At 61.2% G+C, this 15,083-nt stretch carries 12 protein-coding genes and 1 tRNA gene; 4 read left to right on the top strand and 9 right to left on the bottom strand.

Annotated elements, in window-relative coordinates:
• Positions 1–175: 175 nt before the first annotated feature.
• Together TRM7557_RS13720 and TRM7557_RS13725 are read left to right on the top strand one after the other, a co-directional pair.
• Entirely contained in the window at positions 176–2,248 is a 2,073-nt protein-coding gene (locus TRM7557_RS13720) for a DEAD/DEAH box helicase (protein WP_058290797.1), read from the top strand.
• 204 nt (positions 2,249–2,452) lie between these two features.
• Positions 2,453–3,634 (top strand): GAK system CofD-like protein, encoded by a 1,182-nt coding sequence (locus TRM7557_RS13725; protein ID WP_058290798.1) that lies wholly within the window; start codon positions 2,453–2,455, stop codon positions 3,632–3,634.
• A 54-nt stretch (positions 3,635–3,688) separates the two neighbouring features.
• On the opposite strand, the gene TRM7557_RS13730 is transcribed toward TRM7557_RS13725, so the two are convergent.
• The 8 genes from TRM7557_RS13730 to thiC all read right to left on the bottom strand — a co-directional run bounded on the left by TRM7557_RS13730 (position 3,689) and on the right by thiC (position 12,635).
• Positions 3,689–6,109 carry a GcvT family protein gene (locus TRM7557_RS13730; RefSeq protein ID WP_058290799.1) on the bottom strand — a complete coding sequence of 807 codons (2,421 nt, stop codon included), beginning with the start codon at positions 6,107–6,109 and terminating at the stop codon, positions 3,689–3,691.
• 214 nt (positions 6,110–6,323) lie between these two features.
• On the bottom strand, positions 6,324–7,235 hold the full coding sequence (locus TRM7557_RS13735; protein ID WP_058290800.1) for a LysR substrate-binding domain-containing protein: 912 nt from the start codon (positions 7,233–7,235) through the stop codon (positions 6,324–6,326).
• A gap of 85 nt (positions 7,236–7,320) precedes the next feature.
• On the bottom strand, positions 7,321–8,295 hold the full coding sequence (locus tag TRM7557_RS13740) for a HesA/MoeB/ThiF family protein (RefSeq protein WP_328586551.1): 975 nt from the start codon (positions 8,293–8,295) through the stop codon (positions 7,321–7,323).
• Positions 8,283–8,885 (bottom strand): thiamine phosphate synthase, encoded by a 603-nt coding sequence (locus TRM7557_RS13745; protein ID WP_058290801.1) that lies wholly within the window; start codon positions 8,883–8,885, stop codon positions 8,283–8,285. The genes TRM7557_RS13740 and TRM7557_RS13745 overlap by 13 nt, the downstream gene beginning before the upstream one ends.
• Positions 8,885–9,676, bottom strand: a complete 792-nt coding sequence (locus tag TRM7557_RS13750) for a thiazole synthase (RefSeq protein WP_058290802.1) — start codon at positions 9,674–9,676, stop codon at positions 8,885–8,887. The genes TRM7557_RS13745 and TRM7557_RS13750 overlap by 1 nt, the downstream gene beginning before the upstream one ends.
• Before the next feature lie 3 nt (positions 9,677–9,679).
• Positions 9,680–9,877 (bottom strand): sulfur carrier protein ThiS, encoded by a 198-nt coding sequence (gene thiS, locus TRM7557_RS13755; RefSeq protein WP_058290803.1) that lies wholly within the window; start codon positions 9,875–9,877, stop codon positions 9,680–9,682.
• Positions 9,874–10,815, bottom strand: coding sequence for a glycine oxidase ThiO (gene thiO / locus TRM7557_RS13760; RefSeq protein ID WP_058290804.1), 942 nt, complete (start codon positions 10,813–10,815; stop codon positions 9,874–9,876). The genes thiS and thiO overlap by 4 nt, the downstream gene beginning before the upstream one ends.
• Positions 10,812–12,635: a phosphomethylpyrimidine synthase ThiC gene (gene thiC, locus TRM7557_RS13765; protein WP_058290805.1), complete on the bottom strand. Its 1,824-nt coding sequence runs from the start codon at positions 12,633–12,635 to the stop codon at positions 10,812–10,814. The genes thiO and thiC overlap by 4 nt, the downstream gene beginning before the upstream one ends.
• 470 nt (positions 12,636–13,105) lie before the next feature.
• Between thiC and TRM7557_RS13770 the strand changes: the two genes are divergently transcribed.
• Positions 13,106–13,627, top strand: coding sequence for a DUF2478 domain-containing protein (locus TRM7557_RS13770; RefSeq protein WP_058290806.1), 522 nt, complete (start codon positions 13,106–13,108; stop codon positions 13,625–13,627).
• A gap of 306 nt (positions 13,628–13,933) precedes the next feature.
• Here the strand turns inward: TRM7557_RS13770 and TRM7557_RS20070 are convergent.
• Positions 13,934–14,017 (bottom strand) — tRNA-Tyr (locus TRM7557_RS20070).
• Between the two features lie 119 nt (positions 14,018–14,136).
• Here TRM7557_RS20070 and rlmB point away from each other — a divergent pair.
• A complete protein-coding gene (rlmB, locus tag TRM7557_RS13775; protein ID WP_058290807.1) occupies positions 14,137–14,937 on the top strand; it encodes a 23S rRNA (guanosine(2251)-2'-O)-methyltransferase RlmB in 801 nt (266 codons plus the stop codon).
• Positions 14,938–15,083 lie beyond the last annotated feature (146 nt).

Below are 15,083 nucleotides of genomic sequence, written 5' to 3' on the forward strand. Positions count from 1 at the left end.
CGTCCCCGATTTGGCCACGCGCTTTGAACGCAAGGCAGCTATGCGACGAAAAAGCTGCATTCTAAGGCGATTGCCTATATACTTCTTGGACGCTTTCCGTTAGTGACGCGGATCTTTCGCGGCCTCTCGTGCCCCACCCGGCCCTTTGCGCCGCATTGTTCCCAGGATTTCGACCATGATCACCCCCCTCTCCGAGGCGCTTGCTGAGCGCGGATATGACACTTTGACACCCGTCCAAGAGGCCGTTGGCGCGCCGGACATCGTGGAGAAGGACCTGCTGGTATCTGCGCAGACCGGTTCGGGCAAGACGGTGGGCTTTGGGATTGCCATCGCGCCGACGCTGCTGGGCGATCAAGACCGTTTTGACCGCGCGGCTGCGCCGCTGGCCCTGGTGGTTGCACCGACCCGCGAACTGGCGTTTCAGGTCATGCGCGAACTGAAGTGGCTCTATGAGAAGACCGGTGCGATTGTGACCTCCTGTGTGGGTGGCATGGATATGCGCAATGAACGCCGCTCGCTCGAACGCGGTGCACATATTGTTGTGGGCACCCCCGGCCGCCTGCGCGACCACATTGAACGCGGCTCTTTGGATCTGTCCGATATCCGCGCTGTGGTACTGGACGAAGCGGACGAAATGCTGGACCTTGGCTTCCGCGATGATCTGGAATTCATGCTGGGCGAAGCCCCCGAAGAGCGCCGCACGCTCTTGTTCTCGGCCACAGTGCCGCCGATGATTGCCAAGCTTGCGCAGAAGTTCCAGAACGACGCGCTGCGCATCAGCACCATCAACAAGGCCGAGCAGCACTCTGACATTTCCTATCAGGCGCTGCGTGTGTCCCAATCTGACACCGAAAACGCCATCTTCAACCTGCTGCGTTACCATGGCGATGAAACCGCGATCATCTTTGCCAACACCCGCGCCTCGGTAAACCATCTGACCGCGCGCCTGTCGAACCGGGGCCTGTCCACGGTCAGCCTGTCGGGCGAACTGAGCCAGAACGAACGCAGCCACGCCCTGCAAGCCATGCGCGATGGCCGTGCCAAGGTCTGCGTGGCAACTGACGTGGCTGCGCGCGGGATCGACCTGCCGAACCTGACGCTGGTGATCCACGCCGAGCTGCCGACAAACCAGGAAACCCTGCTGCACCGCTCTGGCCGGACGGGCCGCGCGGGCCGCAAGGGGATTTCCGCGCTGATCGTGCCGCCCAAGGCGACCAAGAAAGCCGAACGCCTGCTGCATTGGGCAAAACTCTCTGCGGAGTGGGGCACCGCGCCGTCTGCGGATGAGATCAAAGCCAAAGACGAAGAACGCCTGCTGGCTGATCCTGTCTGGTCCGAGGCCGTGTCCGAGGACGAGGCGAATTTTGCTGCGAAACTGTTGGAGCAGCATTCGGCAGAAACCATCGCAGCCGCCTACCTGCGCCTGTACCAATCCCGCCACGCGGCCCCCGAAGAGCTGCGCGCGCCGGAAGAGCGTCCCGAGCGTAAACCGCGCGAGATCAAGGACTTCGGACCGAGCCGCTGGTTCTCTCTGTCTGTGGGTCGCGATGAACGCGCAGAACCCCGCTGGCTGCTGCCGCTGATCTGCCGTGCCGGTCAGATCGACAAAAACGCCATTGGCGCGATCCGTGTGCAGGACAATGAGACCTTCCTCGAACTCTCTGAATCCAAGGTTCAGGGCTTCATTGACGCGCTGGACAATGGCGTGCTGGAAGACAACATCAAGGCAACCCTGCTGGACAAAGCCCCCGACCTGCCGAAAGGCCCGCCGCCGCGCAAGGGGGGTAAGTTTGGGGACCGTTCAGGCGGCAAACCGGGCGGTAAGTTCGGCGGCAAACGGGACGACAACTTCGGTGGCAAGCGCGATGACCGCTTTGGTGGCGACAAATTTGATCGTCCGAAACCGCACCGCAAAGGCAGCGATGATTTCGATCGCAAACCCAAACCCCGCAAGCCGCATCCCTCCGAGATGGGCGATCCGAACGTCGAAGCCAAACCGGCCAAGGCGAAACCGGCAGCTAAATCCTATGACAAACCGGCCAGCAAGCACCGCGCAGGCGCCAGCGATCCGGGCGTGAAACTGGCTGGTCGCTTCGGTAAGCCGGGCGGCAAGCCTTCTGGCAAACCGGGCGGCAAGCCTGCTGGCAAATTCTCCGGCAAGCCTGGTGGCAAACCTGCGGGTAAGCCCGGTGGTAAGCCGCGCAAGCCGGGTGCAGGTTTCGATGCCCCCCGTCGTCCCAAGCGCTAAGCCATTGCTCAATAGCTATTCGAAACGCGGTGCAGTTTTGCGCCGCGTTTTTCTTTTGCGGCATCGACTCGGCGGATTTCCCTTTGTTTTTTGCCCCATTGCGCAATGAATGGTGTCAGGGCGGGGGAAACAGTCTATGCCTGCGCCAGTTTTCCGCGAGGTCTCAGGCCTTTGCCCACATTGGATTTCTGAGGTGTGCCCAAGATGAGCAAAATCCGCATTCAGCGCGAAGCCCGGCTGCCGGATGACCTGCGCGTGTCGCGCGCGCTTTCTGCGCCGCACCTTGGGCCACGGATTTTGTTCTTCAGCGGCGGCAGTGCCCTGAACGGCGTGTCGCGGCAGCTCAAGCGGTACAGCTATAACTCGATCCACATGATCACCCCGTTTGATTCCGGCGGCTCCTCGCAAGTTCTGCGCGAGGCCTTTGATATGCCTGCGGTGGGGGATCTGCGGTCGCGGCTCATGGCGCTGGCTGATGAAACGGAACTGGGGCAGCCGGATATCTATGCGCTGTTTTCCCACCGCTTCCCAAAGGAGGGCGGGCAGGCGGCCCTGCGTGCAGAAGTGGATGAAATGGTCGAAGGTCGCCACCCGTTGACCAAGGCGATTTCGCAGCCGATGCGAATGCTGATCTGCGCCTTTCTGACAGCATTCATCAAGGCGGCCCCGGTTGAGTTCGACTATCGAAATGCCTCGATCGGCAATCTGATCCTGGCCGGTGGCTACCTCAGCAATGATCGCCAGCTGGAACCTGTGTTGTTTCTGATGTCCAAAATGGTCGATGTGCGCGGCACTGTGCGGGCCGTGGTGGACCGCAATCTACAACTCGGTGCGGATCTGGAGGATGGGCGTCAGGTGATCGGTCAGCGCCAGCTGAGCGGGAAAGAAGTCCCGCCGCTAAACAGCGCCATACGGCGGCTGTTCTTAAGTGATGGTAAGCAGGAGCTGGCGGCAGAGGCCGTGCCCCTGTCAAAGCGAAACCAGAAGCTTGTCAGTCAGGCGGATCTGATCTGCTACCCGCCGGGGTCGCTGTTTTCCAGTGTGATCGCCAATCTGCTGCCCGCAGGGGTCGGCCGGGCCATTGCCGCGCGGGATCTGCCCAAAGTTTATGTCCCCAGCCTTGGCGACGACCCAGAGGCCCTTGGCCTCAGCCTTGCGGATCAGGTCGACGCCCTTCTGGCGCCCCTGTTGCGGGATGCAGGCGCAGCCAGCAATCCAGATCGTGTGCTGACCCATATACTCTGCGACCTCAGCACCTCGGAAGACGCGACCAAAGAGGTGACAGCGCGAACCGGTCTTCCCTGCCTGCGTCTGGACCTGACCGGGGATAACCCGCTGCGCTATGATCCGCAGAAGCTATGTGAGACGCTGATCAGTCTGGTCTAAACAGCAAAGGGGCGGGAAAACCCGCCCCTTCGTTTATTCTGGTGGACCTGAGGATCAGGCGCGCAGGCGTTCGCCTTTGGGATCGAACGGCGGCTCGGACAGGATCACGGCCTTGTGCGGCTGGCCCAGAACCATGACCTCGACCTCATCACCGGGCTTGGCACCTTTCACGTAACCCAGCGCCAGCGACATGCCGACGGTGTAGCCGTAGGTGCCAGAGGTCACGCGGCCAATGCCGATCCCGTCTTTAAAGATCGGCTCGCCACCCGTTGCGTCCGCGTTGGATGCGGTCACAGCGGCCTCGTCGATGTGCAGCAGGACCAGCTCTTCGCGCGGGGCGTCAGCCAACACCTTCTCGGCGGCGTCTTTGTTGAGGAAGTCTTTGTCCATCTTGCACAGACGGTCCAGACCCACTTCCTGCGGGAAGTACTCAGGGCTGTATTCGCGGCTCCAGGAGCCATAGCCTTTTTCCACACGCATGGACATCAGCGCACGGCCGCCAACGGGGCCTGCGTCGAACTCTTTGCCTGCTTCCAGAAGGGCAGCGTACAGTTTCGCCTGATCTTCGGTTTTACAGTGCAGTTCCCAGCCAAGATCCCCGGTGAAGGAGACGCGCAGGGCCAGAACCTCTACACCCGCCAGTTCGATCATTTTCGACCGCATGAACGGGAAGTCTTCGGTGGCCAGCGACGCATTTGTCAGGCGCTGCAGCAGGTCGCGGGATTTCGGGCCAGCGACGTTGAAACCGCACATGGCTTCGGTGTGGCTTTCGAAGGTGGTGCCTTCCGGCAGTGCAACCTCTTTGAAGAAACGCTTGTGGTAGCGTTCCGCCATGCCGGAACCGATGATCCAGAATTCGTCCTCGGCGACGCGGGTCACGGTGAAATCACCAGCGATACCGCCACGCTTGGAGATCAGCGGGGTCAGGCAGGAGCGGCCAACGGCCTTCGGCATGTTGTTGGCGAACACTTTGTTCAGCCACTCTGCCGCGCCTTCGCCTTTACAGCGGTATTTGGCAAAGTTCGAAATGTCGATGATACCTGCGCGGTCGCGCAGCATGCGGCATTCGTTGCCAACCGGTTCAAACCAGTTCTGACGGGTGAAACCGTTGGTGTCGGCTGCGCCCGGCGCATCCGCGAACCACAGCGGGTGTTCCCAGCCTGCGTTCAGACCAAAGACCGCGCCCATTTCCTTCTGCATCTCATAGATCGGACGCACACGTGCGGGACGACCGGCAGAGCGTTCCTCATTGGGGAAGTGGATGGAGAAGCGGTGCGCGTATTGATCCTCAACACGGGCTTTGGTGAATTCCTTGGTCGCCCAAGTGTCGAAACGGGCCACGTCCCATGCGAACATGTCGTATTCGGTTTCGCCTTCGATGATCCACTGCGCTGCCATCAGGCCCATGCCGCCGGATTGGGAGAAGCCGGGGATAATGCCGTTACAGCAGAAGTAGCCGTCCATTTCAGGAACCGGGCCAAACAGAACGTTCGAATCCGGGGACCAGATCATCGGGCCGTTGATGACGCGCTTGATGCCCGCCTCGCCGACAACCGGCAGACGTTCGATGGCGTTCATCATGTTCTCTTCGATGCGTTCAAGGTCATCGGGGAACAGATCGTGGGCAAAGTCCAGCGGGGTGCCGTCTTCGGCCCAGAACTTCATGTCACGTTCATAGGCGCCAACCAGCAGGCCGTCGCCTTCCTGACGCAGGTAGTATTCGCCGTCACGGTCCGACACGGAGGGCAGGCGGCGGCCTGCGTTTTTGACCTCGTCGATGGTCTCGGTGACGAAATACTGGTGCTCGGTCGGCTGCAGCGGCAGTTCCAGACCGGCCAGCGCAGCAACTTCACGACCCCAGAGGCCAGCTGCGTTCACAACCCAGTCGGTTTTGATGTCGCCTTTGGGGGTTTTAACGATCCAGCTGCCGTCTTCCTGCTGTTCGGTCGCGGTGACCGGCGTGAAGCGGTGGATCTCTGCGCCGGCTTTACGTGCGCCAACAGCATATGCGTTGGTCACGCCCGACGGGTCAACGTTGCCGCCATCGGGTTCGAACATCACGCATTTGATGCCTTCATAGTTCACCAGCGGGTTTTTCTTCTGCGCTTCCTCGATGGAAATCTCGTAGAAGTTCATACCATAGAGCTTGGCTTTGGCGGCCTGCAGGCGCAGCTGGTGCACGCGCTCATCGGTTTGTGCCAGATACAGCGAACCGGGCTGGAACACACCACAGCCCTGGCCGGTTTCCAGCTCGAGCTCTTTGTAGAGGTTCATGGTGTAGTGCTGGATGCGGCTGATGTTGGTGCTGTCGTGCAGACCGTGAATGTTCGCGGCCGCGTGCCAGGTCGAGCCGGAGGTCAGCTCGTCACGTTCCAGGAGGACAACATCGGACCAGCCGAGTTTTGTCAGGTGGTACAGGATCGAACAACCGATGACCCCGCCGCCGATGACGACGGCTTTGGCTTCTGTGCGCATAGTTTTATCTCATGCCTTCAGGTGAATTTGATCGCAGCAATTTCCCCTGCGTCGGCCCCATGTACAATGGCCAAAAAACTCACCTTGGGGTGAGCTGCATTCACCTTAATGGGTGGTCAGCTGCCGAAAACTTGCAAATACTTGACGGTTTACTGGAAATTGACCGTGGATGGCCTGTTTGCACCCGCAGCATTCACCTCAGATACGGGGTGAATCAAAATCTCTGCTGGGTTTGCAGGCCGGCCTCTGCCACCAGCCAGTCCCGCAGGTCGCGCGCGCTTGGAGAGAGCTCTTCATCTGGTTTGCAGATCAGATAAAAGGTCTCTGGCGCGCGTTGGCTCAGATGATCCAGCGCCACCAGTTCTCCGCTGGCCAGCAGCGGTGCCACCAGTCGGCGCCAGCCAAGGGCCAGTCCCTGACCGTCCTGCGCGGCGAGAAGGGCGATGGAATAGTTGTTCACCCGCCGCCCCGGCAGGTTTTCCGTCTTATGGCCAAAATTTGCGAACCAGTTGTTCCAGTTGGTCCAGCTCAGATGTCTGTAGTCCTGATGGATCAGCGGCGCTTTTGCGACCTCCGCAGCCGAGGCCTCGCGCAGTTCCTCTGCCTGCGCAGGGGAGGTTACGGGCACCAATTCATCCCGAAACAGTTGAAACTGACCAAGATGCGGATCTGGCAGGGTGCCGTACCAGATGAACATATCCAGTTCCGGTGACAGGACAAAGGGGCGGTCCTGTACCAGCTGGTTTACGGTTATGTCAGGGTGCACACGCCAGAACCGCATGAGCGCAGGCGCAAGCCACAGTGTCGCCATAGCCGTGGTTGCACCAATTGTAACCTCCCGCATGGAGCTCTGGCGCAGCCCCTGAAGCCCGGTCGAGATCTGCCCGAAGGCGCTCGACAATGTGCCCAGCAGGCTTTGGCCCGCATGGGTCAGTTCCACGCCCCGGTGACGGCGGTGGAAAAGGGGCGCGCCGAGCTCTTCTTCCAGCGCTTTGACCTGATGGCTCACCGCGCCCGGCGTCACCGACAGTTCGGCCGCAGCCTCTTTGAAGCTGCCGTGGCGGGCAGCGGCCTCAAACGTGGCGAGGGTATTGAGCGGCGGGAGGTTGTAATGACGACGGACCATGGGGCTTCTTGGGCGGCTCTCTAAGGATCATGTTCGCCCATTATTGCGCGCTTAGCCGCCGTTGGCGAGGGGCTAAGCCTTTTGCCTATTCTGCACCGGCAGCAAACAGCGTGATGTGCTGCTGGCCAAGCGCGGCCAGGGTGCGGCCTGCACGCCACGCCCGCAGGCCGCTTTGGCAGCACAGGGTGACGGGTTGATCCCGGTCGATGGCTGCCGCCGCGATATCCTCTGGCAGAGCTCTTACGGCATGCTGGCTTGCAGCTTCAGGGGATTCGCTGTCTGGCCGCAGCTCAATGACCTGCGGCTGATCCGCCAAGGCCGCGCGCGACAGGAACGTCCACGTGGTCTCGGGTTCTGGCGCGCCTTCAAATCGGAAGACGGATGGCACAAACCGTTTGAGGTCAAATATTATCATCTGCCCCAGCGGGGTCGGGTCATCCCACCCCAGAAGCGTGCCCAGAACCATCTGCGCCTGAAGCGCGCCAATTGTGCCCACCACCGGTCCCAGAACGCCCGCGCTGGCGCAGGTCGCGGCCTGGTCCGGCAGGTCCGGGAACACCGCGCGCAGCGACGGCGCGCCGCCGCAAAACCCGCCCACATACCCTTGCAGCCCAAGGGCAGAGGCAGAAATCAGCGGTTTGCCCTGCGCCAGACATTCATCGGACAGGATGTAGGACACGGCAAAGCTGTCAGCGGCGTCAACCACCAGATCGACCGGCGCCACAGCCTCGGTTGCGGTGCTGGCCCCGAGTTTGCGCACATCCGCCGTGACCTTTGTGTCGCCCATGGAGTGCAGACGTGCTGCGGCGGCCTCGGCCTTGCTGCGGCCAATGTCGTCCAGACCATAAAGCGGCTGGCGATGCAGGTTTGACCGCTCCACATGGTCGGGGTCCATAATGGTGATCTTCCCCACACCCGCGGCTGCAAGATATTGCAGCACCGGGCAGCCCAGACCGCCCGCGCCGACCACTAGGACATGGGCGGCCGTCAGGCGGGCTTGACCTTCCAGGCCAACCTCCGGCAGCAGGGTTTGGCGGGCAAAGATGCTCAGGTCCGACATGCGTCAATCCAGGCTCGGGTGCGGGCTTCGGGATCTTCGGCGAATTGGATGTCGCTGACCACAGCCGCACTGTCGGCGCCGGCTTCAAAGACGCCGTCCAGCCGGTCCACAGTCAGGCCGCCAATGGCGACCAACGGGGTGTCTCCGACCATGGATTTCCAGCGTTTGACACGGTCCAGACCCTGCGGGGCCCATTTCATTTTCTTCAGCTGCGTCTCGTAGACAGGGCCAAGGGCGACATAGGCGGGTTTCGCGGCCAGGGCCCGATCCAGTTCCGCTGTGTCATGGGTCGACAGGCCAAACTGGATGCCTGCGCGACGCAGGGCGGGCAGGTCGGCCTCATCCATATCCTCTTGACCCAAATGGACAAAATCACAGCGCAGGTCGATTGCAGCCTGCCAATAGTCATTGACCACAAGCTGGCAGCCATAGACCGCGCAGAAGTCCCGAGCGCGGGTGATCTGGCGGCGGACCTCGGTCTCGTTAGCATCTTTCAGGCGCAGCTGCACCAGTTTGACACCGTGGGGCACCAGCAGCTCGATCCGCGAGACATCGCTGACAATCAGATAAAACCGTTCAAGATTGGTCATTACTCGAACTCCCCCCCAAACTCTGGCCCAAATTCAGCCAGCCCCAGCACCGGGGTCGAGGGCACCGCCATATCGCGGCGCTCCATCGGATCGGCTTGAAAACCGTCCCGGCCCGCATCCACGGCACCGGCCATGGCGCGCGCCATCTGCACCGGATCGCCCGCCTTTGCCACAGCGGTGTTCAACAGCACCGCATCCATGCCCAGCTCCATCGCTTCGGCCGCATCGGACGGGCGGCCAATGCCCGCATCCACGACCAGCGGCACATCGGGGAAATGCGCCCGCATCGCCCGCAGCGCATCGGGATTGCGCAGGCCCTGACCGGACCCAATGGGCGCCCCCCAGGGCATCAGCACCTCGCAGCCCGCGTCGATCAGTTTCTCACCCACCACCAGATCGTCGGTCGTGTAGGGAAAGACCTGAAACCCGTCGTCGGTCAGGATCTTGGCGGCTTCGACCAGACCAAAGACATCCGGCTGCAGGCTGTCGCCATGGCCAATGACCTCCAGCTTGATCCAGGGCGTGCCAAAGATCTCGCGTGCCATCTGCGCCGTGGTCACGGCCTCTTGGACGCTGTGGCAACCGGCTGTGTTGGGCAGAATGCGGCAGCCCAGATCACGCAGCAGGTCCCAAAACGCGGCGCCCGTGCCACCGGTGGTTTCACGGCGCAGCGATACGGTGATCACCTCGGCCCGGCTGACCTTGATCGCGTCCTGCAGGATCGCGGGCGAAGGGTACTGCGCGGTGCCCAGAAACAGGCGCGAGGATAGCTCTTCTCCGTAGAATTTCATCCCTCAGCCCCCCTGCATTGGCGCCAGCACTTCGAGCCGGTCGCCATCGTTCAGGGACTGGCCGTCGCGCGCATCGCGGGCCACGAACTGGCCGTTCAACGCGGTCGCCATGGCCGGACCTGCAAAGCCCAGCTCGACCAATGCGTCAGACAGCGTCGTTGCCGCAACCTCGCGCGGTTCGGAATTCACAATGATCTTCATGATCTCTCTCCAGAAAGCAGTCGGTCTGCGGCGGCTTCGGCCATGGCAGGGGCCAGCAAAAAGCCGTGGCGGTACAGACCATTAAGGAAGAACCGCCCCTCGGCCTCTTCGAGGCGGGGCAGGTTGTCGGGGAAGGCCGGTCGCAGGCCCGCGCCGGTTTCCAGAATTTCAGCCTCGGCAAAGCCGGGGGACAGGGCGTAGGCGGCGCCCAGCATTTCCATCAGCGACCGCAGGGTGACAGGGCCGTTGCTGTCGCTTTCGATCATGGTGGCGCCGATCATATAGATGCCATCGCCGCGCGGCACGAGGTAGAGCGGCATGCGCGGATGCAGCAGGCGGATGGTGCGGGTGATGTCCACGCCGGGGCAGCGCAGATACGCCATCTCCCCGCGCACAGGCCGCAGTTGCGGGCGTGCTGCTGCCATGCCGGTGCAGTCCAGATCGACCGGGCCGGTGGCCTCGCTGTTCAGACGGATCTCTGCGCCCAGCTCCTGCACTTTGGCCGCCAGATCCAGAACCGCGCGGCGCGGATCCAGATGGGCCTCTTGGTCAAAGAACAGACCTTGGCTGAACCGTCCTGCCAGCGCTGGCTCCAGTTCCGCCACCACCTCGCCGCTGACTTCTTGGTAGGCAGAGGTGCGGCGGGCAAAGCGTGTCAGCTCTGCCCGGTCGCGGCTGGGCGCCACCACCAGCGTGCCGCGCCGGGTGACAGGCGTGATCTGATCCCACCAGTCAACGGCGCGGCGGCCAAGGGTCACCACTTGCTCTTCTGCGCTTTCTCTTTCGCACCAGGGCGCCAACATGCCGCCCGCAAAGCGCGACACGCTGGACGTGCCAAGGGCGGGCGCGCGTTCCAGAACGGTGACGCGCGCGCCGCGCCGCAACAGCTCGTAGGCACAGGACAGCCCCGCAAGGCCGCCCCCTGCAATTGTGATCACACCGCATCCTCCTTTAAGGGCACGTAGAGTTCGCCGCCTTCGCGGAATTTTTCTGCCATCTTGGCAAAGCCTTCTTTCTGCGCCTCTGCCCGAATGTCGTGGGAAATCCGCATAGAGCAGAACTTGGGCCCACACATCGAACAGAAGTGCGCCACCTTATGCGCTTCTTTTGGCAGGGTTTCATCATGAAAATCACGCGCTGTCTCAGGATCGAGCGAGAGATTGAACTGATCTTCCCAGCGGAATTCAAACCGGGCACGCGACAATGCGTCATCGCGGCGTTGTGCGCCGGGCAGCCCTTTGGCCAAATCTGCCGCATGGGCGGCGATCTTATAGGTGATCACACCGGTTTTTACGTCGTCCCGATCCGGAAGCCCCAGATGTTCCTTCGGCGTCACATAGCACAGCATGGCGCAGCCAAACCAGCCGATCATCGCCGCTCCAATCCCAGACGTGATGTGATCATATCCGGGCGCAATATCCGTGGTCAGCGGCCCCAGCGTATAGAACGGCGCCTCGTGGCAGCACTCCAGCTGCTTGTCCATGTTCTCTTTGATCTTGTGCATGGCCACATGACCGGGGCCTTCGATCATCACCTGACAGTCCTTGGCCCAGGCGATTTTGGTCAGTTCGCCCAGCGTCTCGAGTTCGGCAAACTGCGCTTCGTCATTGGCATCGGCAATCGATCCGGGGCGCAACCCGTCGCCCAGAGAGAAGCTCACATCATACTGGCGGCAGATGTCGCAGATTTCGTCGAAGTGTTCATAAAGGAAGCTCTCCTTGTGGTGATGCAGACACCACTTGGCCATGATCGACCCGCCACGCGACACAATGCCGGTCACACGCTTTGCGGTCATCGGCACCATATGCAGGCGCACGCCTGCGTGGATGGTGAAATAATCCACGCCCTGTTCCGCCTGTTCAATCAGCGTGTCGCGGAATACCTCCCAGGTCAGATCCTCGGCAATGCCGTTCACCTTTTCCAGCGCCTGATAGATCGGTACGGTACCAATCGGCACAGGGCTGTTGCGAAGGATCCATTCGCGGGTGTTGTGAATATTGCGCCCGGTGGACAGATCCATCACCGTATCCGCGCCCCAGCGGATCGACCAGACCAGCTTGTCGACCTCTTCCTCCATTGAAGACGTCACCGCAGAGGTGCCCATATTCGCATTGATCTTCACCTTGAAGTTCCGGCCAATGATCATCGGCTCCAGCTCTGGGTGGTTGATATTGGCGGGGATAATGGCCCGGCCTGCGGCGATTTCAGCGCGGACAAATTCCGGCGTCACATAATCGGGGATATTGGCGCCAAAATCATTACCGTCCCGCGCGCCGTGACAGGGCGAGGTCTCGCGCAGCTGGTTTTCGCGGATGGCGACATATTCCATCTCTGCCGTGATGATCCCGGCGCGGGCATAGGCCAGTTGTGTCGGCGCAACACCGTCTTTGCCGCGCAGCGGCGCGGGTTTGACCGGAAACTCGGGCACCAAACGGTCGCCGTCGACAAAACCATTGTCGGCGGGCTGAATGTCGCGGCCGGTGTAGGTTTCGACATCGCCGCGAGCGCGGACCCAATCGCCGCGGCTGGTCGCCAGACCGGCCTGAATGTCGATCACTACCTCGGGGTCCGTGTAAACACCCGAGCTGTCATAGACCGGCAGCGGCGCTTCGCCTGCGGTGGGGTGGGTGGAAATCTCGCGCATGGGTACGCGAATGTCGGGGTGCAATTCGCCTGCCGCATAAATCTTGCGGGATGCAGGCAGCGCACCCGTGGTGATTTCGGGTTTGGGGGCAAGCGTGCGGTCTTGTTGGTTCATCTGGTGTTCCTCCGGTCACTTCGGTTTCAACACCAGTTGAGTGAGCGAAAGGAAAAGCGGCGCGAGAGGGGGCCTCTCTCCATGCGGTCCGGACAAGCCCGGTTTTATGTCGCGCCGGTGTACGAGGGGTGTACGGCCGGTGCACGCATGGTGCCATGTCAGAACGCGCGCCTTCCGGGGCGTCCCTAGCTTCCTACGCCAGTGTCAACTGGGTCAGGTTCTAAGGGTCGCATCACCGGACATATGTCCCGTCAGCCTCTCAGTCCCCTTGGCGGGACTCCCCTGCGTGCCCTAGGGGTAGGGGGCAGGAGGGGGCGCGGTCAATGGGGAAAATTCGCTGGCCCGGATTTGGGGGCAAACTGGACCTAAGGCTGGCACCATGTGCGACACTGGCGGCATGACGTGCCACTGGAAACCCGTCGCGCCAATCGCTAGCTTGGCCGTCAGGGAACGCAATACAGGACGAAACCATGCAGCTTGCCTATGTCATGACCGAAGAGCGCGGAGAGACTGACCGCTTGCTGAGCGCACTTGCCAAAGCGCTGGAGGCGCGCGGTATTCGTGCTGTTGGCATCGTTCAAACCAATGTCGAATGCTATGACAGTTCGCTTTGCGACATGGATGTGCGGGTGCTGCCGGGCGACCACGTCATTCGGATCTCGCAGTCGCTGGGTGAAGGGTCCAAGGGCTGCCGTCTGAACCCCGAAGCCTTGGAAGAAGCGGTGGGGCTGGTCACTCAGAGCCTCGATGAGGATGCGCCGCAGGTTTTGGTTGTGAACAAGTTCGGCAAACACGAGGCCTTCGGTCGCGGCATGCGCCCCGTCATCGGAGAAGCGTTGGCGCGGGACATTCCGGTCGTGACCGGCGTGAACGGTATGAACCTTGAGGCGTTTCAATCCTTCTCCGAAGGTCTGGCCGAAGAAATTGAGGGCCGTCTGGAGCCGATTTTGGCCTGGATCGAATCTGCGATTTCCGCCAGCGAAGCGACCTGACCATCGACCGTCAGTTTTCACGCCCAAATTTTGGAAGATCCAAACCAAACGGTCCTTTTCGGGGCCGTTTTTGGTTTCGGGGAAAGGTCCATAAGGGGTGCGGAGAGGGGTGTCTCTGGGCTGCCTGACGCGCTGTGAATGGGGCGAAATCGCAGAAAAACAGAGCCCGGATCAAGGCGCGGATCAAGGTTTGTCGCAGGTCAAAAACTATGCAACACTGCCCGAAGGGGCGTTTGCTTTATTTTGCTTTCGTTTGGAAAAATCCACTCATCTCAACCCGTTACCTCGCATTGCGAGGGGGGGAGATGGTGGGCGACCCTGGAATCGAACCAGGCGTGCGTCTCCGCGAGGGAGTTACAGTCCCCTGCCACACCTTGCGGCCTGTCGCCCACTGTCAGATGTTTGTTGCACCTGATGTGGAGGCGTGATTACTAGCGCCACCAACCGGCGTCAACAGGAAAAGCGAAAGTTTTTCACAGAACGCCAATTTTATTTTGCCGGAGACCGGAATGAGCAAGACACCCGCCAAGAAACCCCACAAAAAGCCGCAGTGGGTGATCGAAAAAGAACAAGCCAAAAAGGCAGGGGCGAAGGAAACCGTCTGGCTGTTTGGTCTGCATGCGGTGCGCGACGCGTTGATGAACCCGAAACGCGAAAAACTGCGTCTTATGGTGACCTTGAACGCCCAGAGCAAACTCGAAGACGCGATTGTTGCCTCGGGTGTGGAACCCGAAGTCTGTGACCCGCGCAAGTTTAATCCCCCCATTGATCCCGGCTCTGTCCATCAGGGCGCGGCGCTGGAAGTGAAGCCGCTGAACTGGGGGTCGCTGGACGAAAACTGCATTGGCGCCGAGGTGCCGCGCGTGCTGCTTTTGGACCGTGTGACCGATCCGCATAACGTCGGTGCGATTCTGCGGTCGGCCGAGGTGCTGGGCGCGTCGGCCGTGATTGGCACGCGCCACCACTCTGCGCCGGAAACCGGGGCACTTGCCAAAACCGCATCGGGCGCGCTGGAACGTCAGCCCTACCTGCGGATGCGCAACCTGTCAGACACCATCGTTGAACTGCAGAATATGGGCTACCTTGTGCTGGGGCTGGATGGTGAAGCGGAAGAGACCATTGAACAGGCGGTTGCGGGGCGCACCTCTGACCCGGTTGCGCTGGTTCTGGGCGCAGAAGGCCCGGGCCTGCGTCAAAAGACCAAGGAAACCGTCGACAAGCTGGTCAAAATTGACGCAGCACGGGGGTTTGGTTCTCTCAACGTCTCAAATGCGGCGGCGATTGCCCTATATGCATCCCTAAGAGGCTAAGGGAACACACGTGGGTCGCAAAAACATTTCCAAAGGCAAGGTCATTACCTGCTGTTATTGCGGTGTTGAGTCGGCGTTTCTGCCCGACAAGGCGCTGCATACTTTGGTCTGTGCGACCTGCGGCGCACCATTGAAAGCGCAGAAAC

The organism is Tritonibacter multivorans (genome assembly GCF_001458415.1).
Taxonomy (GTDB): Bacteria; Pseudomonadota; Alphaproteobacteria; order Rhodobacterales; family Rhodobacteraceae; genus Epibacterium; species Epibacterium multivorans.